At 59.0% G+C, this 13295-nt stretch carries 13 protein-coding genes; 8 read left to right on the top strand and 5 right to left on the bottom strand.

Annotated features, from left to right (window positions below):
• Window positions 1-11: 11 nt before the first annotated feature.
• The 3 genes from D9K61_RS18265 to D9K61_RS18255 form a co-directional block, all read right to left on the bottom strand.
• Entirely contained in the window at window positions 12-881 is an 870-nt protein-coding gene (locus tag D9K61_RS18265; RefSeq protein ID WP_162946957.1) for a hypothetical protein, read from the bottom strand.
• A 139-nt stretch (window positions 882-1020) separates the two neighbouring features.
• The gene (locus D9K61_RS18260) at window positions 1021-1611 is read right to left on the bottom strand and encodes an HD domain-containing protein (RefSeq protein ID WP_120634633.1); all 591 of its coding nucleotides are present in this window, start codon (window positions 1609-1611) and stop codon (window positions 1021-1023) included.
• Entirely contained in the window at window positions 1608-2744 is a 1137-nt protein-coding gene (locus D9K61_RS18255) for a gamma-butyrobetaine dioxygenase (protein ID WP_120634632.1), read from the bottom strand. The genes D9K61_RS18260 and D9K61_RS18255 overlap by 4 nt, the downstream gene beginning before the upstream one ends.
• A 99-nt stretch (window positions 2745-2843) precedes the next feature.
• On the opposite strand from D9K61_RS18255, the gene D9K61_RS18250 reads away from it, so the two are divergent.
• Complete coding sequence (locus D9K61_RS18250; protein ID WP_120634847.1) at window positions 2844-3698, top strand: LysR family transcriptional regulator; 855 nt, start codon at window positions 2844-2846, stop codon at window positions 3696-3698.
• A gap of 4 nt (window positions 3699-3702) precedes the next feature.
• Here the strand turns inward: D9K61_RS18250 and D9K61_RS18245 are convergent, their stop codons facing one another.
• The gene (locus D9K61_RS18245; RefSeq protein ID WP_120634846.1) at window positions 3703-3885 is read right to left on the bottom strand and encodes a DUF1674 domain-containing protein; all 183 of its coding nucleotides are present in this window, start codon (window positions 3883-3885) and stop codon (window positions 3703-3705) included.
• A gap of 88 nt (window positions 3886-3973) precedes the next feature.
• Between D9K61_RS18245 and D9K61_RS18240 the strand changes: the two genes are divergently transcribed.
• The 7 genes from D9K61_RS18240 (at window position 3974) to D9K61_RS18210 (ending at window position 12447) form a co-directional block, all read left to right on the top strand.
• Window positions 3974-5233, top strand: a complete 1260-nt coding sequence (locus tag D9K61_RS18240; protein WP_120634631.1) for an RsmB/NOP family class I SAM-dependent RNA methyltransferase — start codon at window positions 3974-3976, stop codon at window positions 5231-5233.
• An 88-nt stretch (window positions 5234-5321) separates the two neighbouring features.
• A complete protein-coding gene (locus tag D9K61_RS18235; protein ID WP_120634845.1) occupies window positions 5322-7061 on the top strand; it encodes a heparinase II/III family protein in 1740 nt (579 codons plus the stop codon).
• Window positions 7062-7083: 22 nt separating this feature from the next.
• On the top strand, window positions 7084-8673 hold the full coding sequence (purH, locus tag D9K61_RS18230) for a bifunctional phosphoribosylaminoimidazolecarboxamide formyltransferase/IMP cyclohydrolase (RefSeq protein ID WP_120634630.1): 1590 nt from the start codon (window positions 7084-7086) through the stop codon (window positions 8671-8673).
• Window positions 8673-9149 carry a signal peptidase II gene (gene lspA, locus D9K61_RS18225; protein WP_120634629.1) on the top strand — a complete coding sequence of 159 codons (477 nt, stop codon included), beginning with the start codon at window positions 8673-8675 and terminating at the stop codon, window positions 9147-9149. The genes purH and lspA overlap by 1 nt, the downstream gene beginning before the upstream one ends.
• Window positions 9150-9199: 50 nt before the next feature.
• Entirely contained in the window at window positions 9200-9718 is a 519-nt protein-coding gene (locus D9K61_RS18220) for a DUF3035 domain-containing protein (RefSeq protein ID WP_120634628.1), read from the top strand.
• An 81-nt stretch (window positions 9719-9799) separates the two neighbouring features.
• The gene (locus D9K61_RS18215; protein ID WP_120634627.1) at window positions 9800-11140 is read left to right on the top strand and encodes a pitrilysin family protein; all 1341 of its coding nucleotides are present in this window, start codon (window positions 9800-9802) and stop codon (window positions 11138-11140) included.
• A complete protein-coding gene (locus D9K61_RS18210) occupies window positions 11137-12447 on the top strand; it encodes a pitrilysin family protein (protein ID WP_120634626.1) in 1311 nt (436 codons plus the stop codon). Before D9K61_RS18215 ends, D9K61_RS18210 begins: the two co-directional genes overlap by 4 nt.
• A gap of 22 nt (window positions 12448-12469) precedes the next feature.
• On the opposite strand, the gene D9K61_RS18205 is transcribed toward D9K61_RS18210, so the two are convergent.
• Entirely contained in the window at window positions 12470-13291 is an 822-nt protein-coding gene (locus D9K61_RS18205) for an SDR family oxidoreductase (protein ID WP_120634625.1), read from the bottom strand.
• Window positions 13292-13295: the final 4 nt, after the last annotated feature.

Here is a 13295-nt window from a genome sequence, read left to right as displayed (position 1 = left end):
CGACCAAACCTTTACCTGAACGCAGCGAGTCCCGGCGGCTCCAAGCCTCCGGCACTATCGTGATCGACCTGCGCAAATAGCAATGCCAAACGCTGATCCCATGTTGGGTACAGCCCGGTCAGTGCAAAAGTCAGCCGTTCAGCCCCTAACGAAATCCCAAGTGGTGCGGCATCGCCCGCGATGACGATCTCTCCGATTTCGGTCCAGCTGGACGTCGGCGGATAGGCCGCAGGAGCGGCTTCATCTGTATCACCGACGCGATAGTAAACGCCCATGGTCACGAGGTAGTCCTCGCCAAAGGGATCAGGAAAGAAGTATCCTGAGGCATCACGTGCGGCCAGTGCTTCGACCTCGTCCCGCAACAGGACTTTTTCCGGAAAAGACAGGCCCAATTCGTCCAGAACAGGTCGCATATTGGTGGATTGCGGCACACTGACAAACGCAATGCGCGCCGGGTCCAGACCAAGGGTGTCGGTCAAAGTGCGTACCATCAGGCGTGTGGCAACCTGACCGTCCGTGTCGTGGGCTGGATGACAGCCGATTTCGTGAAACAGGGGCAGAATGTCTGGGCGATCCTTTTCCGCAACATCCCCTACGCGGGCCAGCGGTTGAACAACAAAGGCCTCGGGCGGTAGGGTAGATTGGTCAAAATCATGACGCAGGCCGCCATTGTAAGTGTCATCTGCGGTGACAATGGACAAAGGCGGGGTCTCTGCAAAACCCAGTTCTGAAAACACACTTTTGAGGCGGGCTATTGTATTCTGATGCGCCGCCTCAAAACCCCGGTTCGGATCGGGATTTGTAATGGCGCTGCTGGGAAGGGCTGCACCAAACGTGGCTGCGGTGCCCAATTGCACAGCTCTGCGTCTGTTCAACTCCATCTCGTGGCCCTTTGTTTTGGTGGCGGCTATGGCTCCACCTCAAAGTATCGCAGAAAGTTGGAGCATATGTTAAGAAATTCTGAAAACCGTGCTGCGGGTCGGCGACACGGTTCTCAGGTTTGGTTTTTATATGACGCGTTCAGGTCGCTCCCAAATGCCGATCGACCATCCGCTGTACCATTGGCGCAAAATGGGGAAAATCGGGGGTCTTCATATCGGCGCGTTTTCCAGCTTCGTCCAGATACCGCACCTGTATAATCTCTTTCAGGTTCGGATTTGCCTCGAACTTGGCCACTTCCTCGGCGCTCATCGGTCCGCCCTGCAGCTCCAATGTGTGGACCGAGGCTTCGGACAAACGGTTGAAATACTCAGGCTTGGTGGCGCACAGGTAACGTTTGGCCGCGACATGATAGCGGCAGCAATCGGTGATGACGGTTGGAAAGAACTGTTCTAGCACATCGGCACCAGCGTCTTCGTGGTGGCGATCTTGGGTATCATCCGGGTGATAGGTGCCGAACTCGGACGTGAAATGCCCGATGTCATGCAGTAGGGCACCGACTATGATCTCTTCGGGCATGTCGTTCTGTTCGGCAATAGCTGCGCCTTGCAGCATGTGTTCGGCCATTGTAACGGGCTCGCCCAGATATTCCTCTCCGCCGCGACGCTCGAAGATATCCGCGATGAACGCCACGATGTTGGCGCGGGTCAGGGTCGAAAAGTCGGGCTTCATTCCGCCGCCTCCGGCTGTGCCAATTGCATTGCGGCCAACGTCGACAGCAACCCGTCCTTATCGGCATAGCACCCCTGCAACCAACGTGTTCCCGAGCCGGAATAGCCCAGCCGCGCGTGCAAGACGCGGGTGTTGTCAACGATGAAGCTTTCGCCCGGCTCCAGCTTGAATGATACGCCCATGTTTGGGTCGTCGATAATCTCTCCCAACTGGCGGTAGGCGGCGTAGAAAGCCTGCATCTGATCAAAGGGCACATCGACGAACGGCGCGGAGGACCGGTTGTTGAACCGGATACCGACCATCTCACCGTCAGGCGAAAGCTCAATCATCGGGCGCCGCGAACGCAGGCAAACATCGTCAGAACCCTTGTATTCGAACCGGGCGGGATAGCCTGCGAGCAGGTCAAATCCTTCGGGATTCAATTCGCGCAGGCGTTGGGCAGCGCGAAAGCCATCCACAACGATGGAATCACCGCCTTCAGCTGAGTTCTCAAGGCAATACAGGATCTGTAACGTCGGCACCGGATCGCGATAGGGGTTGTCGGTGTGCGCCTGCAAACCAAGGCCGGTATAGGCGAGGTTGGTCGGGTTCACTTCGGTCCGCACCTCGAAATAGGGCCCATAGTTGGTCTCGCGCACGTACCCGAACAGATCGGCCACCTGCAGCAGCGATTCCGGATCGGTCGGACCGCCGGTCAGCTTGGCAAATCCGAACTCTGCAACGGCGGCCAGCCAGTCGCGTTTGGCAGTCGGGCTGGTGTGCACGTCGGACCAATCCGCGTCGGGCGCGTCAAAGCCGCGTTGCCACGTGGTCAGGTCGGGCGCGAGCCAGCCGTTTTTTCGCGTCCTGTCGCAGTCATAGGTATGTGCGGCTAGCCAGTCAGCGGGGAAGGTGACCGTTTTGCCTTCGGGCTGAAACGTGACGCTCAGATCGCCATTGCTGATCTCGGCGGCGCTGACGGAAATGTCGGTTGGGATATCGCCGATTGTGATCAGGCGCTGGCCATTTCCGGGTGCGCGGGTTTCAGGGTCAAGCGCGTTGTCGCGCAGCCAGATGGCGTGGAAGCGGGCCTTGGTGCCGGTGTCGAACTCAACAGTCACAACCGAGGTGTCAAAAGTGGCGGAGCGCAGCATTGGGGTTCTCCTGTTCAGCGCGGGCTTTGCTTGAGCACATACGCCCCTTATGGCATTACGACAATTAATCCTTCTTTCTGCTGAGGCATGGAAAATCTAATGGCTAGAAAACAGATCGGACTACCTCCGCTGGACTGGCTGCGTGTCTTTGAGGCGGCGGGGCGGTTGGGCGGATTCTCGGCCGCAGCGCGAGAGTTCGGTTTGACGCAGGCGGCTGTCAGCCAGAGGATTGGCAATCTTGAAGCGTGGTTGGGTCGGTCGCTGTTTGTGCGCGAAGCGCGCGGTGTGTCGCTGACCGTTGAAGGCGAAAGCTATTTGCCTCTGGTGCAAGACAGCTTGCAGGCCTTAGAGCGCAATACCGAAGAGCTGTTCGGAAAAACACCCCGTGCGCTGCGGGTGGCGGCGCTGTCATCACACATTCATGCGCTGGTGTTGCCCTGTCTCGGAAAGTTTCACGAACTGCGCCCCAACGTGCGGGTGATGACCGACTCGGTGGCGCGACGATCATCGCTGGACGAAGAACGCACATGGCTTCAAATCCGCTACGGGCGCGGTGCCTGGCCCGGACGTGATGCGGCATTGATCGCGGATGAGATGTTGGTGCCAATGGCTGCCATAGATGTTTTCTGGGGTGCGCCGCTGATTGACGTGCGTGGGGAAAGGCCGGGATGGCAGGACTGGTCCGTCAAGGCTGATCAACCCGATCTGCCACAATCAAACGTCAGTTTTGATTCGATGGAACATGCATTGACGGCGGCGCGGCAGGGGACGGGTGTCGCGCTGGGGTCCGTCCCGCTGGCGGCAGATGATTTGCAGGCTGGGCGTTTGCGCAGGCTTGGCTTGCCGGAACTAAGAACTCAGGATGGCTATTGGCTGACTTGGCCTGAGGAACGTGCAAAGTCCAAAAAGCAGCGCGCACTGATTGATGATTTTCTGCAGGCCTTGCGCAGGTGAACTGTCAGAAGTCGATCGCCAGCCCTTTTTTCTCCCAATCGCCATAGCGGGCAGGGTCCGGGCCATCACGTCCGCCCAGTTCCTTGGGCAGTTCCTTGGCCTCGGCTTTGGCTTTGCGGCGACGCTCGTCAGCCTCGGCCAGGGCGCGCTGAGCGGCGGCAGGCAAGTCTTTGGGGTCGTCACTCATGACATCGGGTTCCTTTCCGTCCACCGCCTTGATATACGCCCCCGTCCGCCAAAGGCAATGCGGGCACAGATCACATTAAGGCGGTACCATGTCTAACAGTGCAACAGCAGCGCGGCGCAGCGCAATCTACCTGCTGGATCAGATTCTGGGCGAGGGTCGGTTGCTATCTGAATGTCTGGCAGCGGGTGCGCTGGATCGCTTGCCCCCGGAAGATCGCGCACGGGCGCAGCGGTTGGCCCTGGAGACGCTGCGGGGGTTAGAACGTGCCGACCGTCTGCTGGACAATCACCTGAATCGTACACCGGCCTTGACCGTGCACAACGCCCTGCGACTTGGCGCGGTTGAGCTTTGCAACGGTGAGGCAGCGCATGGCGTGGTGAATTCGATGGTCGAGATCATCGGGCGTTCGCGCAAGCACGGGCGGTTGAAAGGGCTGATGAACGCGGTATTGCGTAAAGTGGCCGCTGAAGGACCCGAGGCTTGGCCAAAAATGCGGGTGCCGCGTTTGCCAGAATGGTTGCGCGACCCGCTGGTGACGGCTTGGGGACCTGAGGCCGTCGCAGGCATGGAGCAAGCGCAGTTCGCCGGTGCACCGCTGGATCTGACGGTGAAACCGGGATGTGATGCTCCGGCAGGTGAGGCGCTGTCTACCGGATCGGTGCGATTGGACAATGCAGGACAAGTCTCGGCCCTGCCGGGATACGCTACCGGAGATTGGTGGGTTCAGGATGCGGCGGCAGCTTTGCCGGTTCAGATTCTGGCCCCAAAGGCCGGTGAAACGGTGTTGGACATATGTGCCGCCCCGGGGGGGAAGACGCTGCAGCTGGCGGTTGCAGGCGCCAAGGTCACGGCGCTGGATATCTCAGAGGCGCGGATTGAACGCGTGCGCGAAAACCTTGCCCGAACCGGGTTGAGCGCTCAGGTTGTTGCAGGCGATGCGCTGGATCATGAAGGTCAATACGATGCGATCTTGCTGGATGCACCCTGTTCCGCCACAGGCACGATCCGGCGTCATCCTGATTTGCCCTTCGCCAAGGATGGGTCGGCCTTCGGCGATCTGATCGATCTGCAATCGCGGATGTTGGCCCATGCCTGGACCCTGCTCAAACCCGGTGGGCGGTTGGTGTATTGCACCTGTTCCCTGCTGCCTGATGAGGGCGAAGTTCAGATCGAAGAGGCGCTGCCGCAGTATTCGGACATGAGCGTGGATCGCACGGCGCTGAACATACCCGGTATCGAAAAAGATTGGATCACAGAAGAAGGCGGTCTGCGGCTGCGACCGGACTATTGGCTGGATCGCGGCGGGATGGATGGGTTCTACATCGCCTGCCTGAACAAATCCGCCTGAGCGAACGCTTTTCGATGACTTGACGATCGGCGCGGTCTATCGTTGGTTCAAGCGCCAGCAGAGCGCAAGGGGCAGAGTAACAAGCGTCATGTCAAATTCGGACACCATGACCAGTCGATGGATGCGGTTTCAGAACCGTTTCTACGCGCGCCTGAGCCAGCGGCAAAAGGCGGTCACGGGTTTTGTGGCTCAGCCGGAACCGCGCAGTGTTGGGGCCTTTGCGCGGGGGCGGCAGCTTGTTGCCGGTAACCTTCTGTTCGCCGGGTATCTTGTCGAAGCGCAGGACACAGGGTTGTGGGACGTCGCAGCCCCAAGCGCTGGATTTGATGATGAACGGCATGGTTTTGCGTGGCTCGATGATCTGGCCGCCGTCGGAGACATGCGGGCACGGCAAAAAGCGCAACGCTGGGTCTGGGGCTGGATCGAGGCACATGGTCGCGGTCATGGGCCGGGCTGGGAGCCGGACCTGACCGGGCGGCGGGTGATGCGCTGGATCAACCACGCAATTTTCCTGCTGCGTGGTGTTGACGAAAAACAAAGCAATCAATTCTTCGGCGCGCTTGCACAACAAACCTGGTTTCTGTCGAAACGCTGGCATGCCGCGACCCCGGGGCTGCCCCGGTTCGAAGCCTTGGCGGGTCTGGTTCAGGCAGGTCTGGCGCTGGAGGGGCTTGAACAGATGGCTGATCCCGCCCTGCGCGCGCTGGCCCGTGAATGCGACAGGCAGGTGGACAAGCACGGCGGCATTCCAACGCGCAACCCGGAAGAATTGCTCGAAGTGTTTACCCTGCTCAGCTGGACTTCGTCCGCGTTGAAAGAGTTGGGGCGCGGCACGCCTGCGGCGCAGGCCAATGCCATCAAGCGGGTCGCGCCGACATTGCGCAGTTTGCGCCATGCCGACGGGGCGCTTGCACGGTTCCACGGTGGCGGGCGCGGGGTCGAAGGCCGGTTGGAACAGGCTTTGGCCGAAAGCGGCGTCAAGTTTAAGGCCGCAACCGAGCTGCCACTGGGATATGCCCGCCTTGCTGCTGCGCGAACAACCATTATCGTCGACGCCAGCACGCCGCCTTCCGGCACGGCATCCCTGAACGCCCATGCTTCGACATTGGCATTCGAACTGACATCCGGGCGCCGTCCGTTGATTGTGAATTGCGGATCAGGTGCGAGTTTTGGTCTGGACTGGCGTCGAGCGGGGCGGGCAACCCCCTCGCATTCCACGCTATGCCTGGATGGCTATTCCAGTGCTCGGCTGGCCAACCCCCTTGCAGGCAGTGACCACCAGGCGCTGGTGGATGCACCGCAGGATGTTCCAGTTGAATTCGCGGACGCGGTCGAAGGCGTCGGGTTCATGGCCGGTCATGATGGCTATGTGAAGGTCTTTGGCCTGACGCATGCCCGTACATTCGAGCTGCGGTTTGATGGGCGCGAGTTGGTCGGCGAGGATATGTTAGTGACAGCCACAGACAAGGCAAAGCGGCAGTTCGACAAGGCCATGGACGCATCCGGCCTATCCGGCCTTGCATTTGACATTCGGTTTCATCTGCATCCTGACGTGGATGCGGCGGTGGACTTGGGCGGGGCGGCGGTGTCGATGGCACTGAAAAGTGGCGAGATCTGGGTATTTCGCCATGATGGCACTGGAAAGTTAAGCGTCGAACCAAGCGTTTATCTTGAAAAAGGGCGTTTAAAGCCACGCGCGACAAAACAGATCGTTCTATCCGGGCGCGCGATGGAGTATGCGACGCGCATCGGGTGGACGCTGAGCAAGGCACAGGATACAGCCTATGCCGTGCGCGATCTGCACCGGGACGAACCCGAATTCGACTGACGCCAAAAGGACCTTTGGACCCATGACCGACTTTCACCCCGTGCGCCGCGCGTTGCTTTCCGTTTCCGACAAGACCGGATTGATCGAGCTGGGAAAGGCGCTGGCCGAGCGCGGGATCGAGCTGCTGTCGACCGGCGGGACCGCTAAGGCGCTGCGCGATGCCGGGCTAGAGGTCAAAGATGTCAGCGAAATCACCGGGTTTCCTGAGATGATGGATGGCCGAGTCAAGACCCTGCACCCGATGGTGCATGGCGGTTTGTTGGCCCTGCGGGATAACGATACCCATGTCGCCGCGATGGAAGAACACGGTATTGGCGCGATCGACCTGCTGGTGGTGAACCTCTACCCGTTTGAGGCCACTGTGGCCAAAGGCGCGGAATATAACGAGTGCATCGAGAACATTGATATCGGCGGTCCTGCGATGATCCGCGCGGCGTCGAAAAACCATGCGTTCGTTAATGTGGTGGTGGATGTCGAGGATTATTCCTCGGTGCTGGATCAACTGGAAGAAAACTACGGCAAGACGTCGCTGGGTTTCCGCCAGTGGCTTGCCCAAAAGGCCTATGCTCGCACCGCAGCTTATGACAGTGCTGTATCGAACTGGATGGCCGATGCACTGCAGCTGGAGGTGCCCAAACGCCGTGCGTTTGCGGGTGAGTTGAAGCAGACCTTGCGTTATGGCGAGAACAGCCATCAGCAGGCGGCGTTCTACTCCGATGGAACCAATCGCCCCGGCGTGGCAACCGCGGTTCAGCATCAGGGCAAGGAACTGAGCTATAACAATATCAACGATACTGACGCGGCCTTTGAACTGGTCGCCGAGTTTGATCCCGCTCAGGGCGCGGCTTGCGCAATTATCAAACATGCCAACCCTTGCGGTGTAGCGAAGGGCGCGACGTTGATTGAGGCCTATAAGGCTGCGTTCGATTGCGACCGTACCTCGGCCTTTGGTGGGATCGTGGCGTTGAATCAGCCACTGGACGCCGAAACTGCACAGGAAATCACCGGTATCTTCACCGAGGTAGTGATCGCGCCAGGCGCATCGGACGAGGCCAAAGCGATCTTTGCGGCTAAGAAAAACCTGCGACTGCTGACGACCGAAGCCCTGCCGGATGTAACAGCGGGCGGCAAGACGGTGCGTCAGGTGGCTGGTGGCCTTTTGGTGCAAGACAAGGACAATGGCTTTGTTGGCATGGACGATTTGAAAGTCGTCACCAAGAAAGCCCCGTCAGACGAGCAGATGCGCGATCTGCTGTTTGCCTGGAAAGTGGCCAAACACGTCAAGTCCAACGCCATCGTCTATGTAAGGGACGGCGCGACAGTGGGTGTCGGCGCTGGACAGATGAGCCGTGTGGATTCTGCCCTGATTGCCGCCAAAAAGGCCGAACGTATGGCCGATGTGTTGGGCCTGCCGCAGCCGCTGACAATCGGATCCGCAGTGGCATCAGACGCGTTCTTCCCCTTCCCCGACGGGTTGATGGAGGCCGCCGAAGCGGGTGCGACCTGTGTGATTCAGCCGGGCGGCTCGATGCGTGATGACGAGGTGATTGCGGCCGCTGACGAGGCGGGATTGGCGATGGTCTTCACCGGTATGCGGCATTTCCGTCACTGATGGGTTATCGGCTGTTGATCTGGGCCGGATTGGCCGCGTTTGTGATCGACCAGGTCAGCAAGTATCTGGTCGTTCATGTGATGCGTGTGGCTGATCAACTGGGTGGCATCGACGTGCTGCCGCCCCTTCTGGTGTTCAAATACGGCCAGAATCGCGGGATCAATTTCGGCTTGTTTCAGGGGGACAGTGACGCGTCCCGCTGGATATTGATCGGTGTTTCCATCGCAATCTGTATCGCTGTGGTGATTTGGCTGCGGCGCTCGACACCGACGAAGTTCATGCTGATCTGCGGCGGTTTGCTGATTGGTGGTGCGCTGGGCAACGTGGTTGATCGTGTACTCTACGGCTTTGTTCTGGATTTTCTGAACATGTCCTGCTGTGGGATCAACAATCCGTTTGTGTTCAATCTGGCCGATGTGTTCATATTTGCCGGAGCAATTGGTCTGGTTCTCTTCGATGGTAAAAAGCCCTCGTGACGCGCCGGTTGATATGCGATAAAAGCTCACAAAACAGGCTGGAGACGATAATGCGGATGCCGCGCGCCATACTTGCTTTGACAGTTGCTGCCGCCGTTGCGGGATGCTCCAACCCCGGCTTGCGCGATCTTGAGCCTCCGGGCCAAGGACCGGATGAGTTTTCGGTGCTGCCGGTCAAGCCGCTGACGGAACCTCAGGACTATGCCTTCCTGCCCGCGCCGACGCCGGGTGGCGGAAACCTGACGGATCCCAACCCCAATGCTGATGCAGTTCTCGCATTGGGCGGGAATGCAGCGGCGTTGAACCCGAACACCTCGGTTCCGTCTTCCGATGCAGCGCTGGTCACGGCGTCCAGCCGCTATGGTGTGCCGACCAACACGCGACAGGTGGTTCAGGAAGAGGATGATGCCTTCCGCAAGCGCCGTGGTCGTTGGACCGGCCTGCGGTTGTTCCCGGTTGATCGCTATGCGCAGGTTTACGAACGTCAATCCATTGATCCCTTTCAGGAAACCGAGGCGGCCCGCGGCGCTGGGATAGAAACACCTTCATCGCCACCTGCGAATGAATAATTCTTAACTTTCCGTCATCTCCCTTGAACCTGCGCCGCGCCACCGTAGTTTGAAACCCAGAAACGAAACGGAGGATGCCCCATGGTTCGGGCCCTGACACTGTCGGCCGTCCTGATTGCCGCCACCCCGGTTTTTGCCGAGGACGGACAAGAGGCGGTCACAACATTTACGCTGGACAACGGTATGGACGTCGTGGTGGTCGAAGATCACCGCGCGCCCGTCGTTCAGCATATGGTCTGGTATCGGGCCGGATCGGCTGATGAACCTGTCGGGTCATCCGGCGTGGCGCATTTTCTGGAACACTTGCTGTTCAAAGGCACCGATACGCTGGCACCGGGGGAATTTTCGGCGACCGTCGCAGCGAATGGTGGCAATGACAACGCATTTACTTCGTACGACTACACCGCCTATTTCCAACGCGTCGCTGCAGATCGCCTGGAACTGATGATGCGGATGGAGGCGGACCGGATGCGAAACATCCGCATGTCCGAAAATGACATCCTCACCGAACGGGATGTGATTTTGGAAGAACGCAACCAGCGCACTGAAAACAATCCGCGCGCCTTGTTTGGCGAACAGATGAGCGCGGCGCAATATCTCAACCATCGGTATGGCGTGCCGATCATTGGTTGGAAGCACGAGATGGAAACGCTGGATATGGATGATGCCCTGTCCTTCTACCAGACCCACTACGCGCCCAATAACGCCATTCTGGTGGTGACCGGAGATGTGGATCCGAACGAGGTTCGCGATTTGGCGGACCAGTATTACGGCGTGATCCCTGCAAACGCGGACTTGCCTGAGCGCGTACGCTCTCAGGAGCCGCCGCAAACCACCGAACGTCGCCTGACCTTCAAGGATCCGCGCGTTTCGCAACCTTATGTGCAGCGCAGCTATCTTGCGCCTGAACGTGACCCGGGCGCGCAGGAAAAAGCTGCCGCTTTGTATCTGCTGGCCGAACTTCTGGGGGGTGGAACGACCTCTTACCTGAATGAAAAGCTTCAGTTCGAGGATCAGAAGGTTGTTTATGCCGGCGCGTTTTATCGGGGTGTATCGCTGGATGACACGACATTTGACCTACTGGTCGTACCTGCCGAAGGCGTGTCGCTGCAAGAGGCTGAAGACGCCATGGATCAGGCAGTCGCCGATTTCATCGCTGAAGGCGTGAATGAAGAAGATCTGGGCCGTATAAAAATGCAATTGCGCGCCGCCCAGACCTATGCGCGTGACAATGTGGATGGGATAGGCAACCGCTATGGCCGGGCATTGACCAGTGGTCTGACGGTCGAAGATGTTCAGGCCTGGCCAGACATTCTGCAAGCCGTGACTGGTGATGAGATCATCGCAGCCGCCCGCGACGTGCTGCAACCCGAAGCATCCGTTACCGGCTGGCTGACGCGCGACGATGAGGTGACGCAATGAAGGCCTTATTCACAACTCTGATTGCCCTTGTATTTGCGCTACCCGCCTGGGCCGAGATCGAGATCAAGGAGGTCACCTCGCCCGGTGGCATCACCGCGTGGCTGGTCGAAGACCACTCGATCCCATTCACTGCCGTGGAGTTTCGGTTCCGAGGCGGAACATCACTGGATGATCCGGACAAACGCGGCGCGGTTTATCTGATGAGCGGGTTGATCGAAGAAGGCGCTGGCGACATGGACGCCCGATCCTATGCTCGGGAACTTGAATCTCTGGCCGCTTCATTTGGCTACAATGCCAGCGACGACACAGTTTCGATATCCGCGCAGTTTCTGACCGAGAACCGGGACGAGGTTGTGGAGCTGTTGCAAACCACCCTTCACGCGCCTCGCTTTGATCAGGATGCAGTGGATCGGGTGCGGGCGCAGATCCTCTCGGGTCTCAGATCGGATCAGACCGATCCGAATGACATTGCCGGGCGCAGTTTCGCCAAAATGGCATACGGAGAGCATCCTTACGGGTCCGAAGGCAAAGGAAATCTGGACAGTGTTGCAGGTCTGACGCGCGAAGACGTGGTGGCAGCTTATGACAATGTCTTTGCCAAGGATCGCCTGTTTGTCGGTGCCGTGGGTGACATAACTGCAGAGGAATTGGGCGGATTGCTCGACCAACTTCTTGCGGACCTGCCGGACACGGGCAAACCGATTCCGGACAAGGCCGAGGTTTCGATTTCAGGTGGCGTAAGCGTCATCGACTTTGACACGCCGCAATCGGTCGCGCTGTTTGGCCAGAAAGGGATCGACCGTGATGATCCGGATTTCTTCGCCGCCTATATCCTGAACCACATCCTGGGCGGTGGCGGGTTCGAAAGCCGCCTGATGCAGGAGGTGCGTGAAAAACGCGGCCTGACTTACGGTGTGGGGACGTATCTGGTGCCCAAGGACCTGGCCTCGGTCTATCTGGGTTCAGTATCTTCGGCCAATGACCGGATCGCCGAAGCGGTCGAAGTTATCCGCGCCGAATGGGCCCGCGCTGCTGAGGACGGTGTGTCGCAGAAAGAACTGGATGATGCCAAGACCTATCTGACCGGCGCTTATCCGCTGCGGTTCGATGGCAACGCGCAGATCGCGGGGATCATGGTTGGCATGCAGATGGAAGGTCTGCCGATCGACTATATCGCTACCCGCAACGACAAGGTGAACGCGGTGACACTGGACGAAGTGAACCGCGTGGCCTCTGAATTGCTGGATCCTGAGGGGCTACATTTCACGGTTGTTGGCAAGCCAGTAGGCTTGGAAACCACCAATTGAATGACAGGGGGTTGAGCGTTGCTCAACCCTTTTTCATGCTACGCAGCATCTGACCCATCATCTGGCCGAACTTGCCTGATCCGCGCTGGTACAGCGCACCGTCCACGGCCAGAACTGTGCCGCTGATATAGCTGGCCATGTCCGAACTTAGGAACAGGCAGGCATTGGCAACATCCTGTGGCTGACCCCAGCGACCCAAGGGCACGTCCTTGCGCAGCGCTTCCCCCGCATCCGGGGTGGGTGCCAGACGTTTGGCCCCTTCTGTGCCTTCGATGAAACCGGGCACGACCGAGTTCACACGGATGCCCTCGACGCCCCATTCCATCGACAAAGTGCGCGTGATCTGGTCCACACCCGCCTTGGCAGCGCATACATGAGCCTGACCTTCGTAAGGTAGATAAGATTGCGGGGCCGAGATGTTGATGATGCTGGCGCCGGGGCGTTTCAGGTAAGGATAGGCCCCTTTCAACACATGGATAGTGCCCATCAGATCAATGTCAATCACGGTCTTGAAGGCGTTGACCGACATCTCGGCAGCCAGCGCCGGGAAGTTACCGGCTGCGCCGGACACCAGCACGTCGAAATCGCCCAAAGCCTCATGGAAGTGTTTAAGACCTGCAGCTACCGAGTCAGAGTCGCGAACATCAAAGGCAGCACCGATCGCCTCAGCCGCGCCGACCTTTTTCAGGGCCGCAACCGTATCGTCCACTTTTTCCTGCGACCGGCTGGCAACCGCCAGTTTGGCACCCGAGGCTGCGAAAGCCTCGGCAATGCCCCGGTTGATACCACTTGTGCCGCCGATCACGACGACGGTTTTTCCTGAAAAGTCTCCTGAAAAACTCATGTAG

Origin of the sequence: Ruegeria sp. EL01 (assembly GCF_900313035.1) — a bacterium.
GTDB lineage: Bacteria > Pseudomonadota > Alphaproteobacteria > Rhodobacterales > Rhodobacteraceae > Ruegeria.
This window is presented reverse-complemented; position numbering and strand designations above follow the sequence as displayed.

What these genes read in the sequence shown, in the direction of transcription:
- D9K61_RS18255 (WP_120634632.1), bottom strand. Translation starts at nt 2,744, where the DNA reads ATGCTGCGCTCCGCCACTTTTGACACCTCGGTTGTGACTGTTGAGTTC.
- purH (WP_120634630.1), top strand. Translation starts at nt 7,084, where the DNA reads ATGACCGACTTTCACCCCGTGCGCCGCGCGTTGCTTTCCGTTTCCGAC.
- D9K61_RS18265 (WP_162946957.1), bottom strand. Translation starts at nt 881, where the DNA reads ATGGAGTTGAACAGACGCAGAGCTGTGCAATTGGGCACCGCAGCCACG.
- D9K61_RS18210 (WP_120634626.1), top strand. Translation starts at nt 11,137, where the DNA reads ATGAAGGCCTTATTCACAACTCTGATTGCCCTTGTATTTGCGCTACCC.
- lspA (WP_120634629.1), top strand. Translation starts at nt 8,673, where the DNA reads ATGGGTTATCGGCTGTTGATCTGGGCCGGATTGGCCGCGTTTGTGATC.
- D9K61_RS18260 (WP_120634633.1), bottom strand. Translation starts at nt 1,611, where the DNA reads ATGAAGCCCGACTTTTCGACCCTGACCCGCGCCAACATCGTGGCGTTC.
- D9K61_RS18240 (WP_120634631.1), top strand. Translation starts at nt 3,974, where the DNA reads ATGTCTAACAGTGCAACAGCAGCGCGGCGCAGCGCAATCTACCTGCTG.
- D9K61_RS18215 (WP_120634627.1), top strand. Translation starts at nt 9,800, where the DNA reads ATGGTTCGGGCCCTGACACTGTCGGCCGTCCTGATTGCCGCCACCCCG.
- D9K61_RS18205 (WP_120634625.1), bottom strand. Translation starts at nt 13,291, where the DNA reads ATGAGTTTTTCAGGAGACTTTTCAGGAAAAACCGTCGTCGTGATCGGC.
- D9K61_RS18235 (WP_120634845.1), top strand. Translation starts at nt 5,322, where the DNA reads ATGTCAAATTCGGACACCATGACCAGTCGATGGATGCGGTTTCAGAAC.
- D9K61_RS18245 (WP_120634846.1), bottom strand. Translation starts at nt 3,885, where the DNA reads ATGAGTGACGACCCCAAAGACTTGCCTGCCGCCGCTCAGCGCGCCCTG.
- D9K61_RS18220 (WP_120634628.1), top strand. Translation starts at nt 9,200, where the DNA reads ATGCGGATGCCGCGCGCCATACTTGCTTTGACAGTTGCTGCCGCCGTT.
- D9K61_RS18250 (WP_120634847.1), top strand. Translation starts at nt 2,844, where the DNA reads ATGGCTAGAAAACAGATCGGACTACCTCCGCTGGACTGGCTGCGTGTC.